The following is a 13910-nucleotide window of genomic DNA, read 5'->3' on the forward strand; positions in this document are numbered from 1 at the left end:
GATGGGGCCGTGCACTGGATTTCGGACCCTTGATCGTTGGACTTGAGCTTTTTTTTGCCTGCTTCTTGTGCGATCGGCCCGGGCGGGCTGGCGCAGGCGGCGCCGGATGACGGACGCCAGGGTGGCCGGCGGGACCGGGGCCCGCACGCCGGCATGCGCCGGAACTGGCGGGCGCACGGCCTGTTTATCGGCTGCTGGCGGCCGCCACCCAAGCCTAAAGTGCGCGCGATGAGCCACGCCGCGCCCGCCGACTCCGACACCGCGCCCTGCCGCGTGGCACTCGTGATGATCGTGCGCGACGAGGCCGCGCACATCGCAGCGGCCCTGGCGAGCCTGGCGGGCTGCGTGGACGAGATGGTGGTGCTCGACACCGGCTCGCAGGACGACACCGTGGCCATCGCCCGGGCCGCCGGCGCACGCGTGTCGCACTTCACCTGGGTGGACGATTTCTCCGCCGCCCGCAACGCGGCGCTGGCACTGACCGATGCCCACTGGCGCGTGGTGCTGGACGCCGACGAGCGACTGGAAACCGGCCACGAGGCGCTGCGGGCACTGCGCCACGTCACGCCGGCTTTCGTGGGCAGCGTGCGCGTCGACAGCGTGGACGACGGCGCCGGCGCGCCCGCGCGTGCAGGCGCCTGGATCAGCCGGGTGCTGCCGCGCGGCGTGGCTTACGCCGGGCGCGTGCATGAGCAGCCGGTGCACGCGCTGCCGGTCAGGCGCCTTCCCGTGACGCTGGGCCACGAGGGCTACCGCCAGTCGGCCCTGGCGGCCAAGGCGGGACGCAACCGGGCGCTGCTCGAACGCATGGTGGCCGAACACCCCGACGACGCCTACACCTGGTACCAATGGGCCAAGGACCACGACGTGTACGGCCGCCACGCCGAGGCGCTGCAGGGCTTCGCCCGCGCCCAGGCGCTGCTGGGCGCGGCGCAGCCGGCCTGGGCCCACGACCTGGCCGTACGCCGCCTGCACGCCATGAAATGCGTGGGCCGCCATGCCGACGCGGTGATGCAGGCCGAGGCCGACATGGCGCGCTGGGCCGCTTCGCCCGACTTCTTCTTCGCGCTCGGCGACCTGCTGCTGGACTGGGCGGCCGACGAGCCGGCGCGCGCGGATGAGATCATCCCCATGATCGAAGCCGCCTGGCAGCGCTGCCTGGTCATCGGCGAACGCCCGGACCTGGAAGGCGCCGTGGCGGGCCGCGGCAGCCACCTGGCGGCCACCAACCTGGCCGTGCTGTACGAGGGCATCGGCCGGCTGGAGGACGCCCGAGCCGCCCGGGCACTTGCCGCCGGCGCGGGATAAGCGCGGTCGCAGCGCCGCTTATCCGGCGCTGCCCCGCGCGCGCGGCTGCCTACAGTGGCTGCACCATGAAGGATGTCCGTCAGCGCGCCGAACACCACCGTCAAGCCGGGCTGAAGGCCTTGCAGAGCCGCCAATGGCCCAGCGCCGTCGCCGAGTTCGAGCGGGCAGCCCGACTCGAGCCCGCGAACGCGGCGGTACAGCTTCACCTGGCCAGCGCCTGCGTGCGCGCCGGGCGGGTGGACGATGCCTTTGCCCCGGCACGGCGCGCGCTGGACCTGGTGCCCGGCAACCCCATGGCCTGCCGCGTCCTCGCCGAGCTGCACCACCAGCAGAACCGCCACGCCGACGCCGCGGCGGTGTTCGATGCCTTCCCGGCCGACGCGCCGCGAGACCACGCCTGGCACAACGCCCGCGGCAACACGATGTACCTGGCGGGCCGGCTGTCCGACGCGGTCGACGCCTTCTTCCAGGCGCTGGCGCTGCGCATCGATGCCCCGTTGGTGCACTACCGGCTCGGGCTGGTGTTCAAGGAACTGCACATGACGCGAGAGGCGACGGAGTGCTTCCGCACGGCGGTGTCGCTCGACGACGGCCGCGTGCGCGCCCTGGCGCTGTCGCTGCTCGTGCACGAAAGCCGCCAGACGTGCGACTGGCAGTGCACCGCCCAGGACACGGCTGCGCTGCTGGCGGCGCTGGACGACGCCGACGAGGGCGTGGGGCAGCTGCTGTCGCCGTTCGCCCTCTTGGCGGTGGACGCCACGCCCGCCCAGCAGCGCCGGATCGGCATGCTGCGCACGCGCGGCGTGGCGCTCGGGCTGGTTCCGCTGCCCCCGCCGCCGCAGCCCCGCCGACCCGGGCCCATCCGCGTGGGCTACCTGTCCAACGATTTCTACCAGCACGCCACCTCGGTGCTGATGGCCGAGCTGCTGGAGCGCCGCGACCGCGACCGCTTCCACGTCACGCTGTACTGCCACAGCGTGAACGACGGCAGCGCGGTGGCGGCCCGGGTGCGCTCCGCCTGCGATGCCTTCGTCGATGTGACCCACCTGTCCAACGCCGCCGTGGCGCGCCGCATGCGCGACGACGCCCTCGACATCGCCGTGGACCTGAAGGGCCACACCCGTGGCAGCCGCTTCGAGGTGCTGGCCCACCGCCCCGCCCCGGTGCAGGTGGCCTACCTGGGCTACCCCGCCACCACGGGTGCCGAGTTCATCGACTACCTGATCGGCGACCCGGTGGTGACCCCGCTGGCCCACGCGGCGAACTACAGCGAGCACATCGCCCAGCTGCCCCACAGCTACCAGCCCAACGACCGCCAGCGCGCCCTGCCCGCCGCGCCCAGCCGCGCATCGCTGGGCCTGCCCGACGACGCGGTGGTGCTGTGCTGCTTCAACCAGACCTACAAGATCTCGCCGCACATGCTGGACCTGTGGGCGCGCATCCTGCACGGTGCCCCCCGCACGGTGCTGTGGATGCTGGCCTGGAACCCGCATGCGCGCGCCAACCTCACGCGGGAGCTGGCCGACCGCGGCGTGCCCGAGGCGCGCGTGTGCTGGGGCGACAAGCGCACGCTGTCGCAGCACATCGCCCGGCTGCGCTGCGCCGATCTCTTCCTGGACACCTGGCCCTGCAACGCCCACACCACCGCCAGCGAGGCGCTGTGGGCCGGCGTGCCGGTGCTCACCGTGCCCGGCCCGACCTTCGCCTCGCGCGTGGCGGCCAGCCTGGTGAGCGCCTGCGGCCTGCCCGAACTGGCGGCAGCGGACGACGACGCCTACGTGCAGCTGGCCACGGCCCTGGCCAACGAGCCGGCCACGCTCGCCGGCCTGAAGGCGCACCTGGACAGCCAGCGCCTGCAGCTGCCCCTGTTCGACACCGACCGCTACGCACGCGACTACGAGGCGCTGCTGCAGCGCATGTTCGACCGCGCCCAGGCCGGCCTGCCGCCCGAGGCGCTGCCGGCGGCCTGAGCCCCACCCCCGTTCGGCCTGAGCCCCCCCCGTTCGGCCCGAGCCCCCCCCCGTTCGGCCTGAGCCTGTCGAAGGCCCGCCGCGCGCGGCGTAGCATCGCCGCCCATGAAGATCCTCCTGATCGGCAGGGACGGCCAGCTCGGCTGGGAACTGCAGCGTGCGCTCGCCCCGCTGGGCGAGCTGGTGGCCGCGGGTCGCCGCGGCGACGGCCCGGTGGCCGACCTGGCCCGACCCGACAGCCTGGCGGCGCTGGTGCGCCAAGTGCAGCCCGAGCTCATCGTGAATGCCGCGGCCCACACCGCGGTGGACCGTGCGGAAACCGAGCCGGCCGTCGCCCAGGCGCTGAACGCCGACGCGCCCGGCGTGCTCGCCCGCGAGGCCGCGGCGCTCGGCGCCACGCTCGTGCACTACAGCACCGACTACGTGTTCGACGGCAGTGGCCAGGAGGCGCGGGACGAGGACGCCCCCACCGGCCCCTTGAGCGTGTATGGCCGCACCAAGCTCGCCGGCGAGCAGCAGGTGCAGGCCAGCGGCTGCCGCCACCTCATCCTGCGCACCAGCTGGGTCTATGCCGCGCGGGGCGGCAACTTCGCCCGCACCATGCTGCGCCTGGCCGCCGAGCGCGACGGACTGCGGGTCATCGACGACCAGGTGGGTGCACCGACCGGCGCCGAGCTCATCGCCGACGTCACCGCCCATGCGGTGCGCCGGCTGCAGCGCGAGCCCGCGCTGGCCGGCCTGTACCACCTGGCCGCCGCCGGCCAGACGAGCTGGCATGGCTATGCCTGCCACGTCATCGAATGGGCGCGCGCCCGGGGCCACCCGGTGCGGGTGGCCGCCGACGCGGTGCGCCCCATCCCCACGCGCGACTACCCCACCCCGGCGGCCCGCCCGCTCAACTCCCGCCTGGACACGCGGCGCCTGCGCGACGCCTTCGGCCTGCACCTGCCACCCTGGCAGCAGGGGGTGGACCGCATGCTGGACGAGGTGCTGGGCCCCGGCGCCTGAGCGCCCAGCCAACGCCATCCGGATGACCCGCGCCTGCGCGGCGTCAAGGCGGCCACCGGGCGCGGCCCCGCAACTGACGGCGGTCAAGGCGCCGCCCCCTACCTCTGGCGAGACTGCGCCCCACTTTGGTGCCAAGGGGAATCCGCCATGGGATGCCGCGACCTCGACCTGCCGCGCTACCTGTCCACACTGCCGCTGTTCGAGGGGCTGGGCCAGCCCGCCTGGGCGCGCCTGGCTGACGCCTGCCGCCTGCAGCGGCTCACCCGGCACGACATGGTGTTCCGCGCGGGCGACCCCTGCCCCGCGCTGCCCGTGGTGATGACCGGCCAGGTCAAGCTGTACGCGGCCTCGTCGGCCGGCCAGGAGAAGGTGATCGAGCTGGTGGGGCCGGGCACCTGCGTCGAGCAGGCGCCCCTGTTCACCGGCACCGCGCACCTCGTCCATGCGCGCGCGTTGACCGACACGCTGCTGATCATGGTCGCCAAGGAAGCCGTGGTCGAGGAGATCGGCAGCGACCCGCGCTTCGCGCTGCGCATGCTGGGCAGCGTGTCCCAGCGCCTGGACGGCCTGCTGCAGCACGTGCAGGCCGACACCTTGCACAGCGGCCCGCGCCGGGTGGTGGATTTCCTGTTGCGCCAGCGCCGGCATGCGGACCGCGACGCGGCCGCGGCCACGGTGTCGCTGCAGGCCAGCAAGGCGACCATCGCCTCGTTGCTGTCGGTGACGCCCGAGTACCTCTCGCGCGTGCTGCGCTCGCTGGAGGCCGAGGCGCTGATCCGCATGGACCGGCGCGACATCCGCATCCTGGACGCACCCGGCCTGTCGGCCTGGCCCGCGCCGGCGGGCGCCCGCGGTCCAGGGCGCCGCGCCGCCACATCCGCCGGCGTGCACCTGTGCTGAGCCGGCGCCCCGCGCTCGCCGGGCCGGCGGCTGGCCGGCTTTCGCCTCTTTTTCCCCGCTTTGCGGCGAGGCCAGCTGCCTAGAGTGGCAGGCACCGGCGCCTTGCCGGCGCCAGCCTTGCCCGGTCCGCGGGCCACTCGCCATGAACCTTCCTGCCGTCCACCTCGCGGTCATGCAGCCCATGGGCTACGTGCACTCCCTGGGCTTCCTGGACCAGGCCCGGTACTTCCGCCACCAGTTCCGCCGCATGGGCGCCGAGGTGACGATCTCGAAGAACCGCCTGCGCGAGGACGCGGTCAACTTCGTCTTCGGTGCCCACCTGGGCTTTCCGGCGGAGTGGACGCGCCGGCACGCCTGCGTGTTCGTCCAGCTGGAGCAGCTGGGCCACGGCGGGGCGAAGGTGAGCGCCGAGTACCTCGCACTGCTGCGCCGCAGCGCGGTGGTTGACTACGACGCGGCCAACCTGGCCAGCTACGCGGCCGACCCGGCCGATGTGCCGCTGGTGCCCTTCCTGCACGCGCCCTACCTGCGCGGCGAGCAGTCGCCGCCGCTGGAGGACAGGCCCATCGACCTGCTGTTCTTCGGCAGCATGAACCCGCGCCGGCGCGCCTTCATCGAGCGGGTGGAGGCCAGCGGCGCGCGCATCTCCACCTTCGACCACGCCATCTACGGTGCAGAGCGCGACCACTACATCCGCCAGGCCAAGGCGGTGCTGAACTGCCACTTCTACGAGACCAGCCGCTTCGAGCAGGCCCGCGCCTTCCACTGCCTGTCGCTGGGCACACCGGTGATCTCCGAGCGCACCACGCAGACGCAGCCGCCTGCGGCCTTCGACCAGGCGGTGTTCTGGCTCGACGCCACCGACCCCGCCCCCTTCTTCCGCGAGCGCTTCGCCACGCCGGCCTTCTTCGACGAAGCCCGCGCCCGACTGGCCGCCTTCGCCCAGGTGGACCCGATCGAGGCCTACGCCGACCTGCTGGCCTTCGCCGCCGGTTTTGCCCAGGCGCATGCCAACACCCGGCCGGCCGAGGCCTGGCGCCCGCCGCGCGTGAACCTCGGTTCCGGCAAGGACTACAAGCCCGGCTGGCTGAACATCGACATCCTGGAGCGGGCCGAGCCCGACCTGGTGCTGGACCTCGGCCAGCCGGTGCAGCTGCCGCTGGAATCTCCCACCTGCCGCGGTGGCGCGGTGCGGCTGGAGCCGGGGCAGCTCGAGCTGGTGTACGCCAACAACGTGCTGGAACATGTGCCCGACCTGCCCACGCTGATGACGCAGGTGCTGGCCCTGCTGAAGGAAGGCGGCCGCTTCCAGATCGAGGTGCCCTACGAGCACGCGCCGACGGCATGGCAGGACCCGACCCACCTGCGTGCACTGAACGAGAACTCCTGGCTCTACTACACCGACTGGTTCTGGTACCTCGGCTGGTTCGAGCACCGCTTCGAGATCGAGACCTTCCAGTGGCTGGATCTGAAGCTGCAGCCCTGCGCCAAGGAACAGGCCGCGTTCATGAAGGTGGACCTGCGCAAGGTCGCGACCACGATGAAGGAGCGCACGGTGGCACGCGCGATGCGGTCCGACTTCGGCGGCATCGAGGCCGATGACGACACGGACCCGGCCGAGGCCGCCGCCCAGGCGCCCGCCGCCGCTGCCACCGACTGCCGCACCACCGCGACCTCTCCCCTGGAGCCCTGAGATGAACGACGCCCCCGTGTTCCTGCTGCTGAGCTTCGAGCATCCGAACAACGCCGTGGACACCGTGGCCGAGGCCATGGCGCTCGGCCTGCGCGCGCAGGGCGTGGAGGCGGCCGTGTGCACGCTGCCGCGCGACCTGCCCAAGCTGGCCCAGCTGCCGCCCGAGCGGGTGTCGGGCCTGATGTCCATGGGATCGCTGCCGCTGACGGCCCGCCTCGGCGGGCGCCTGCTGTGGGAGCACTTCCCCGTGCCGGTGTCGCTGTTCCTGCTCGACGCGCTGCCCTATGACCTGGCCCGTGTGCCCGGCATGGCCACCTTCCTGGAGGCCGCGTTGCAGAACCCGCGGCTGTCGCTCGTGTCGCCGGAGGACGGCTACCGGCGCTGGCTGGGCGAGGCCCTGCCCGTGCGCTGGAGCCACCTGCCCTTCGCGGCCTTCCCGGCGGTCCAGCCCTTCCAGGCGGCCGAGCCGCCGCAGGCGCGCGTATGCGTCATCGGCACGGTGGGCAGCGAGCTTGGCGGCAGCCCGGTGGGCGAGACGCTGGATGCGCTTGTGCAGCGCGTGCTTGGCGGGGCATCGCCGGCCCGCCGTGCGCGCCTGGCCGAGGCACTGACCGCGCCCGACGCGGCCGCCATGCCGGCCCTCACGGTGTGCCGTGAGCTGGGCTGGAGCCCGGCCGATGCGCTGCACAGCCAGCGCCTGCCCGTGCTCATCGCCATCGATTCCTGGGTCAAGCGCGAGCGCCGCCTGGCCGCCGTGCGCAGCCTCGCGGGCATCCCCTGCGACTTCTTCGGCCGCGGCTGGGCCGAGCTGCTGGGCGAGGTGCCCGGGTTCCGCCACGTGGGCCAGGTGCACCACGGCGACATCGCCCGGCTGGTGCCGCACTACATGGCGGTGCTCAACTTCGACCCCAACTGGTCGCACGGCGTGCACGACCGCGTCTACACCGCCACCGCCATGGGCGTGCGCGTGCTGACCAACACCAACGAAGCGCTGGCCGGCGCCGGCCTGCCCACCGACCTGGTGACCACCTACGACGCCAACCGCCCCGCGCTGGCCCCGGCCCTGCTGGAAGCGGGCTGGCTGGACGCCCTGCCGCCGCCCGCGCGACCGCGCGCTGCCGTGCTGGGGCCCCATGGCTGGGCGGCGCGCATGGCCGACTGGCTGTGCGACAGGCCGCCCGCCGCCAGCCCGGCCGGGGCCACGGCACCGGCCCCCACCGCGACCGCTGCCCCCACTGCCACGGCGGCGACGCGGGCCACGCCCAGCGCCGCCGCGCCGCGCTCGGCAGCGCCCGCGCCCGCCCATCCGCTCATCGCCTCGCTGGCGCTGTGACCATGGCCGCGCCAGTGCTCCAGATCATCCAGCTCGGGTCCATGGCCCGCTCGGGCGAGACGCTGTTCCAGCGCACGCTGGCAGTGCATCCGCAGGTGCACGTGGTGCACGACCTGTGGCCCACCAACACGGCTGCCGAGATGCGGCTGTTCAACCTGCTGCGCCTGTGGCCGGCCAACGAGATCGACCGCGCGTCGGTGGCGCCGCTGCTGGACCGCCCGCTGGACGACCGGGTGACGCACCTGCTGCTCAAGCAGGGCGTGTTCCAGCCGCTGCACGACTGGCGCGGCGTGGTGCTGCTGCGCAACCCCTACGCCATGTTCTGCTCGCTCTGGCGCTACGACGCCCAGCAGGCGGGCGAGCCGGACGAACCGGCTCGTCACCTGGCCTACTGGCAGGCCCGGCGGCTGCCGCGGCTGCTGGCCTGGGCCGACGCCATGCACGCCGACCTGAGCGCGCAGCTGCAGGCGCTGGACACACCCATCGAGCAGTTCCTCCACTTCTATGCCGCACGGACGCGGCAGCTCGCCGCCTCCGGCCAGCCCATCCTGCCCTACGAGGACTTCGTCAACCGCCACGCCGAAGTCCTGCCCTGGTTGTGCGAGACGCTCGGCCTGCCGTGGGACGACCGTCTGCCGCAGGCGCACCGGGCCTTCCGCGCCGGCGAGCGCGGCCACGGCGGCATCGACCTTGGCGCCCCCGTGCATGCCTCGCCCGACTGGACACGCCAGGCCGACGTGCCGCTCGAGCCCTTCCTGGCCACCGCGGCGGGCCTGGGCCTGGAGCGCTACGTGGACACCTACAACGGGGTGGTGGCGCAGCCGCAGGCCGTCGCCTGACGGCCGTCGGGAACGCGGCCTCCGGCAGCGGCCGCTGCGGCCTCCGGGGCCGCAGCGGCCCTGCGCGCGCTCACCAGTTCAGCGAGCGGAAGTTGCCGTCGAACGGGTCGTCCAGCGCATTGCTGGCGAAGGGCAGGTTGGGCGGCAGGAAGGCCTTCAGGCGCCGGATGTCGCCACAGTCATAGGCCAGCTCGGGCACCGTGATGCTGCGCTTTTCCAGCAGCACCGACACGTTGTAGCCGTACTGGTGAACCCGCGCCTGGCGGCAGTCGAAGCCGGCGAGCACCAGCCGGTACAGCAGCAGGCCGGGGTTCCACAGGCTCACGTGGCCACCGACGATCTGGTGCTTGGCCGGCGGCACGGTGAGCGCCAGCACGCCGCCCTCTGCCAGGGCGCGGTGCAGGCGCAGCAGGAACCCGTGCGGGTCGAGCTGGTGCTCCAGCACGTGGCTGCACCACACGCAGTCGTAGCGGCGCGGCAGCTCCAGCGTGTTGAAGTCGCCCACGATGCACTGCAGCAGCGGGCTGCGGCGCTCGAAGTACACGGACTTGCCGTAGTCGACCGTGGTGACGTCCTTGCCGAAGGCCAGGAACACCTCGCTGTGCTCGCCGGCCCCGCCGCCCACGTCGAGCAGCGAGTCGAAGTCGTGCTCGGCCAGCAGCTTCCACAGCGCCTCGTCGGCGAACTGCGGGCGCTTCAGGCCCAGGATGTCGAAGCCGTCGGGGGCCGGGCGGGCCGGCGCCTGGCGCTCAGCCATGGTCGGCCTCCTCGGCCACGCGCGCCGCGGATGCGGTGGCGATGGGGGCCAGCGCGCGGGTGGCTGTCTGGCGCAGCACCACGCGCAGGGCGTCCTTCAGGCCGTCCATCTCCTGGCGCAGGTTCTCGATGCGGGCATGGGCCTGGGCCAGCTCGTTGCGCAGCGCCTGCTGCTCGCGTGCACCGCCCGCACCGCCGGCACTGCCGGCGTACAGGGCCGCGGCATGGCGGTACAGGTCGTTGTGGCGAACGGCATGGCTCGCATACCCCCACCAGACGTTGTGCAACTCGCGCAGGTGGTTGGCGCGCGGCGGGTGCACCAGCGGCTTCTCGCGGCGGCCCTCCGGGTTCAGGATGGAGGCCCACAGCGGCTCGCTGAGGAAGTCGTGGGAGGCGATCTGCAGGTAGGCACCGGGCGCCCAGGCCGCGTCGAAGGCCGGCTGGCAGATCGGCGGGCTCAGGCTCAGTGCGGACTTGCCGAACCACTGCGCCTCCTGCAGCACCCCGGAAGTCAGGCCGATCAGGCCCACCGGACGTTCGCCGGCCAGCAGCTCGTAGGTGTCCACGCTGCACACCGGCACGGGCCGGCCCATCAGCTGCGCCAGCGCCTCGCGCTCGATGGCAGCGAAGCGGCGCGCGCCCGGATGCGGCTTGTAGAACAGCGGCAGGTCACCCACCGCCTGCCGCACCGTGTCGGCATGGTCGGCCACCCGCACGAAGCGGCCCCGGCTGTCGATGAGCGACGCGTCGGCCTCCGTTTGCCCCATGTACACCCAGGCCCCGTCGACCGGGCTCGCGGTGGCCTGGCTGCGCTGCTGGCAGCGCACCTGCGCGGCCATCAGCGCGGCTTCGGAGAACACCTCGTCCATGCGCTGCGCGTGCGGGTGGATGCGCGCATGCAGTTCGGGGTTGTTGGTGGCGAAGGCCATGTACAGGTCGCTGGCGAAGCGCAGCGGCGACATCCGCATGTCCAGCCAGTCGACCTGGCAGCTGTCCAGCAGCGTGCGCAGCCACACGGGCATCTCGTAGCCGACGATGAGCGCACCTTCGGGGACATGGGCCGCCAAGTAGCGGGCCGCCGCCTCGGGAATCTGCAGGTACAGCGACGCCCAGTCACCCTGCTCGCCCGCGGGCCCGCACAGGCGCAGGAACTGCTGCGCGTCGAAGCCGGGCTTGAGGTTGTTGCGCTGGCCGCGGCGGGGCGACTTGCCCAGGTCCATGCCGCAGGCATGGAACACCGGCACCCGGACCAGGTCGTACATCAGCTCCTTGGCCGGCCAGTGCGGCTCGCGGATCAGGTCGTCGAGGCAGGCGATGGTGGTGTAGCGCATGGCGGCGGTTCCTCAGGCGGGATGGATCGAAGGCGAAGGGGGCGTCAGGCAGCGTCGGCGCAGGCCTCGGGTGCCGCGCCGGCCAGGGGGTAGTCGTGCACCAGGCGCTGCGACAGCGCCAGCGCCGAGGCCACCACCTGGTCCATGTTGTAGTAGCGGTACTGGGCCAGCCGGCCCAGGAAGTGCACGTGCGGCTCGGCCTCGGCCAGGGCCTCGTAGCGCTTGAACAGCGCCTCGTTGGCCGGCCGGGGAATGGGGTAGTAGGGCTCGCCCTCGGCGCAGGGGTACTCGCGCACGAGGGAGGTGCCCGGATGCACCTGGCCGGTCAGGTGCTTGAACTCGGTGACGCGGGTGTAGTCGTGGTCGTTGGGGTAGTTCACGGTGCCCACGGCCTGGTGGCGCGGCGTATGCGCCAGGTGCTCGTGCTCGAAGCGCAGCGAGCGGTAGGGCAAGGCGCCGTGGCAGTGGCCGAAGTAGGCGTCGATGGGCCCCGTGTACACCGTGAAGCGGCGCGGCAGGCTGTGCCGCACCTGCTCGAAGTCGGTGCCCAGGCGCAGCGAGATGCGCGGGTGGTCGAGCATGCGCTCGAACATGCGCGTGTAGCCCTCGGCCGGCATGGCCTGGTAGGTGTCGGTGAAGTAGCGGTCGTCGTCGTTGGTGCGGGTGGGGATGCGCGCCGCCACGCCCGCCGACAGCTCGGACAGCTCCAGGCCCCACTGCTTGCGCGTGTAGCCGCGGAAGAAGGCGTCGCACAGGTCGCGCCCCACCGAATTGAGCACCACGTCCTCCGACGTGCGCAGCGGCTCGCGCGGCTCGCGGCGTGATTCGAGGAACGCGGCCACGCCGGCCTCGTCCAGGTCCAGCCCGTACAGCGCATTGATGGTGCGCCGGTTGATGGGGATGGGCAGCTCTTGCTCGCCCACCCGCGCCAGCACCCGGTGCTCGTAGGGCCGCCACTCGGTGAAGCGAGACAGCCAGGTGAACACCTTCTCGCTGTGGGTGTGGAAGATGTGCGGCCCGTAGGCGTGGACCAAAACGCCGGCCGCGTCATGGTGGTCGAAGGCATTGCCCGCCAGATGCGGCCGCCGGTCGATCAGCAGCACGTCGTGCCCGGCTTCTGCCAAGCAGCGGGCGGTGGTGGCGCCGGCGAATCCAGCGCCGACGATCAACACGGACATGGGCCCTCCTGTTCCTGTGGCTGCGCACGGCTGCCCCGGAGTGGGGAGCGTGGGGGCAGTCTAGGAAGCGGGCCCGGGGTCAGATCGGCGGAAAAGGGCCCGAAAACCGGCGGGCGACGCCGTGACGACGCGCCGGCGGCCCACCCCCATGGATGCGGGTGTCGGCCCAGGCGAGGCCTGCGTAGCATGCGCCGCATCAAGGGAGACCCGCATGCCACTGACCCGCTCGACGCGCCGCCACCGCCTTCTTCGCCACCTCTGCGCTTGCCTGCTGGGCCTGGGCGCGGTGAGCCTGTTTTCCCTGGCGGCCCAGGCCGCCGATGGGCTGGCCGGCGCCGCGGGTGCATCGGCCCCGGCCGACGGCCGGGTGGCGGATCACTACCGGCTGCGCGAATTGCCGCGCGACGCTGGCATCGTGTCTCGCCGGATGAATGCGCATGGCACGGTGGTGGGCCACTTCGCCGACACCCAGCTGCCGATGCGCGCCACGGCCCACGGGCCCATCGAAACGCTCGCGTTGACCGGGCCGGACTTCCATTCCGGCACCGCGCGTGGCGTCAGCCCGGCCGGCGATGCGGTCGGCTACCAACTCCGCGGAGGTCTGTATTGGGGCGACTCGACCTCACGGGCGCTGAAGTGGCCGGCGAGCGGCGGCGTCGTGGACCTGGCCAGCACCTTGCCGTCCTACCCGAACATGCGCAGCTACGCCCTGGACATCAACGAAGCGGGCCAGGCGGTCGGCTACTACGATGTCGATGAGGACGGAAACGGCTGGGCCGACTTCGGCCAGACGGTGGTCTGGTCGGCCGACGGTACCCCGGAGTTCCTGCCCAACCCGCCGCGGGGCCAGGCCATGCTGGGATCCGTCATCAACAACCTGGGCCATGTGGGCGGCAGCGTGCAGCACCGGCGCACCTACCGGGACGTGGGGTTCTTCTGGTCCCCGGAGACGGGCTACAGGCAGTTCGGCCTCGTGTGGGCGGTGCGAGACATGAACGACCGCGACGAAGTGGTGGGCGATGGCTCCTACGAGGGATATGGACACCCCTTCTACTGGAACCCCTCGATGGGCAAGCATGTACAGAAGCTGCCCCTGTTCAAGGGCTACCGCCGCTGCACCGCCACGGCGATCAGCCGCGACAGCCTGATCGTCGGACATTGCGACGCTGCCGGTGTGCCGGGCCGGCTCGGCCAGACAATCGCCGTCGCCTGGGAGCACCAGCCGGACGGTGCGTGGCAAGTCACGGAACTGGCAAGCCGGTTCAAGCGCCGGGTGTTCGACGCGCGCACGTGGGTCTCTGACATTGACAGCCAGGGCCGCATGCTGTTTTCAATGGAGTGGCATGAGAAGTGGTGGTCTCACGACGCCAGCGGCGTCGCCGTGCCCGCCCCGCCAGAAGAGGCGCGTTGACCCCGGGGCGCTCGATGCGGGCATGGCGCCTGCCGGGGAGTAGGACGCCGCCCGGCGGCTTTGTAGGAATTTGCCTGACACGGCGCGCGGAAAAAGGCGGACTTCAGGGGCAGAAGTGAACCGATGTTTCCGGCTTGTTTCGGTGCTTACAGTTCAACCCATGCCAGGAAGCACCTGCTTCCT

At 72.4% G+C, this 13910-nt stretch carries 11 protein-coding genes; 8 read left to right on the plus strand and 3 right to left on the minus strand.

Annotated features, from left to right (window positions below; genetic code table 11):
• Positions 1-228 precede the first annotated feature (228 nt).
• From ACE3UN_RS17560 to ACE3UN_RS17590, 7 genes are all read left to right on the plus strand, one after another.
• Entirely contained in the window at positions 229-1308 is a 1080-nt protein-coding gene (locus ACE3UN_RS17560; RefSeq protein ID WP_374676282.1) for a glycosyltransferase, read from the plus strand.
• A gap of 65 nt (positions 1309-1373) precedes the next feature.
• Positions 1374-3278: a tetratricopeptide repeat protein gene (locus tag ACE3UN_RS17565; protein ID WP_374676283.1), complete on the plus strand. Its 1905-nt coding sequence runs from the start codon at positions 1374-1376 to the stop codon at positions 3276-3278.
• 105 nt (positions 3279-3383) lie between these two features.
• Positions 3384-4286 (plus strand): dTDP-4-dehydrorhamnose reductase, encoded by a 903-nt coding sequence (rfbD, locus tag ACE3UN_RS17570; RefSeq protein WP_374676284.1) that lies wholly within the window; start codon positions 3384-3386, stop codon positions 4284-4286.
• A 147-nt stretch (positions 4287-4433) separates the two neighbouring features.
• Positions 4434-5186, plus strand: a complete 753-nt coding sequence (locus ACE3UN_RS17575) for a Crp/Fnr family transcriptional regulator (RefSeq protein WP_374676285.1) — start codon at positions 4434-4436, stop codon at positions 5184-5186.
• A gap of 142 nt (positions 5187-5328) precedes the next feature.
• Entirely contained in the window at positions 5329-6879 is a 1551-nt protein-coding gene (locus ACE3UN_RS17580) for a methyltransferase domain-containing protein (protein ID WP_374676286.1), read from the plus strand.
• A 1-nt stretch (position 6880) separates the two neighbouring features.
• Positions 6881-8212 (plus strand): hypothetical protein, encoded by a 1332-nt coding sequence (locus ACE3UN_RS17585; protein WP_374676287.1) that lies wholly within the window; start codon positions 6881-6883, stop codon positions 8210-8212.
• A gap of 2 nt (positions 8213-8214) precedes the next feature.
• Positions 8215-9051: a hypothetical protein gene (locus tag ACE3UN_RS17590; protein ID WP_374676288.1), complete on the plus strand. Its 837-nt coding sequence runs from the start codon at positions 8215-8217 to the stop codon at positions 9049-9051.
• 70 nt (positions 9052-9121) lie between these two features.
• Here ACE3UN_RS17590 and ACE3UN_RS17595 read toward each other — a convergent pair whose 3' ends face one another.
• Genes ACE3UN_RS17595 through glf form a run of 3 tightly spaced genes read right to left on the minus strand, consistent with a single transcriptional unit; the run spans position 9122 to position 12316 of the window.
• Positions 9122-9808: a class I SAM-dependent methyltransferase gene (locus ACE3UN_RS17595; RefSeq protein WP_374676289.1), complete on the minus strand. Its 687-nt coding sequence runs from the start codon at positions 9806-9808 to the stop codon at positions 9122-9124.
• A complete protein-coding gene (locus tag ACE3UN_RS17600; protein ID WP_374676290.1) occupies positions 9801-11138 on the minus strand; it encodes a hypothetical protein in 1338 nt (445 codons plus the stop codon). Before ACE3UN_RS17600 ends, ACE3UN_RS17595 begins: the two co-directional genes overlap by 8 nt.
• A gap of 44 nt (positions 11139-11182) precedes the next feature.
• The gene (gene glf / locus ACE3UN_RS17605) at positions 11183-12316 is read right to left on the minus strand and encodes a UDP-galactopyranose mutase (protein ID WP_374676291.1); all 1134 of its coding nucleotides are present in this window, start codon (positions 12314-12316) and stop codon (positions 11183-11185) included.
• Positions 12317-12527: 211 nt separating this feature from the next.
• Between glf and ACE3UN_RS17610 the strand changes: the two genes are divergently transcribed.
• Positions 12528-13727, plus strand: a complete 1200-nt coding sequence (locus ACE3UN_RS17610) for a hypothetical protein (RefSeq protein WP_374676292.1) — start codon at positions 12528-12530, stop codon at positions 13725-13727.
• Positions 13728-13910: the final 183 nt, after the last annotated feature.

The sequence above is a fragment of the Ideonella sp. genome (genome assembly GCF_041918995.1).
In the GTDB taxonomy this organism is placed as follows: domain Bacteria; phylum Pseudomonadota; class Gammaproteobacteria; order Burkholderiales; family Burkholderiaceae_C; genus Ideonella.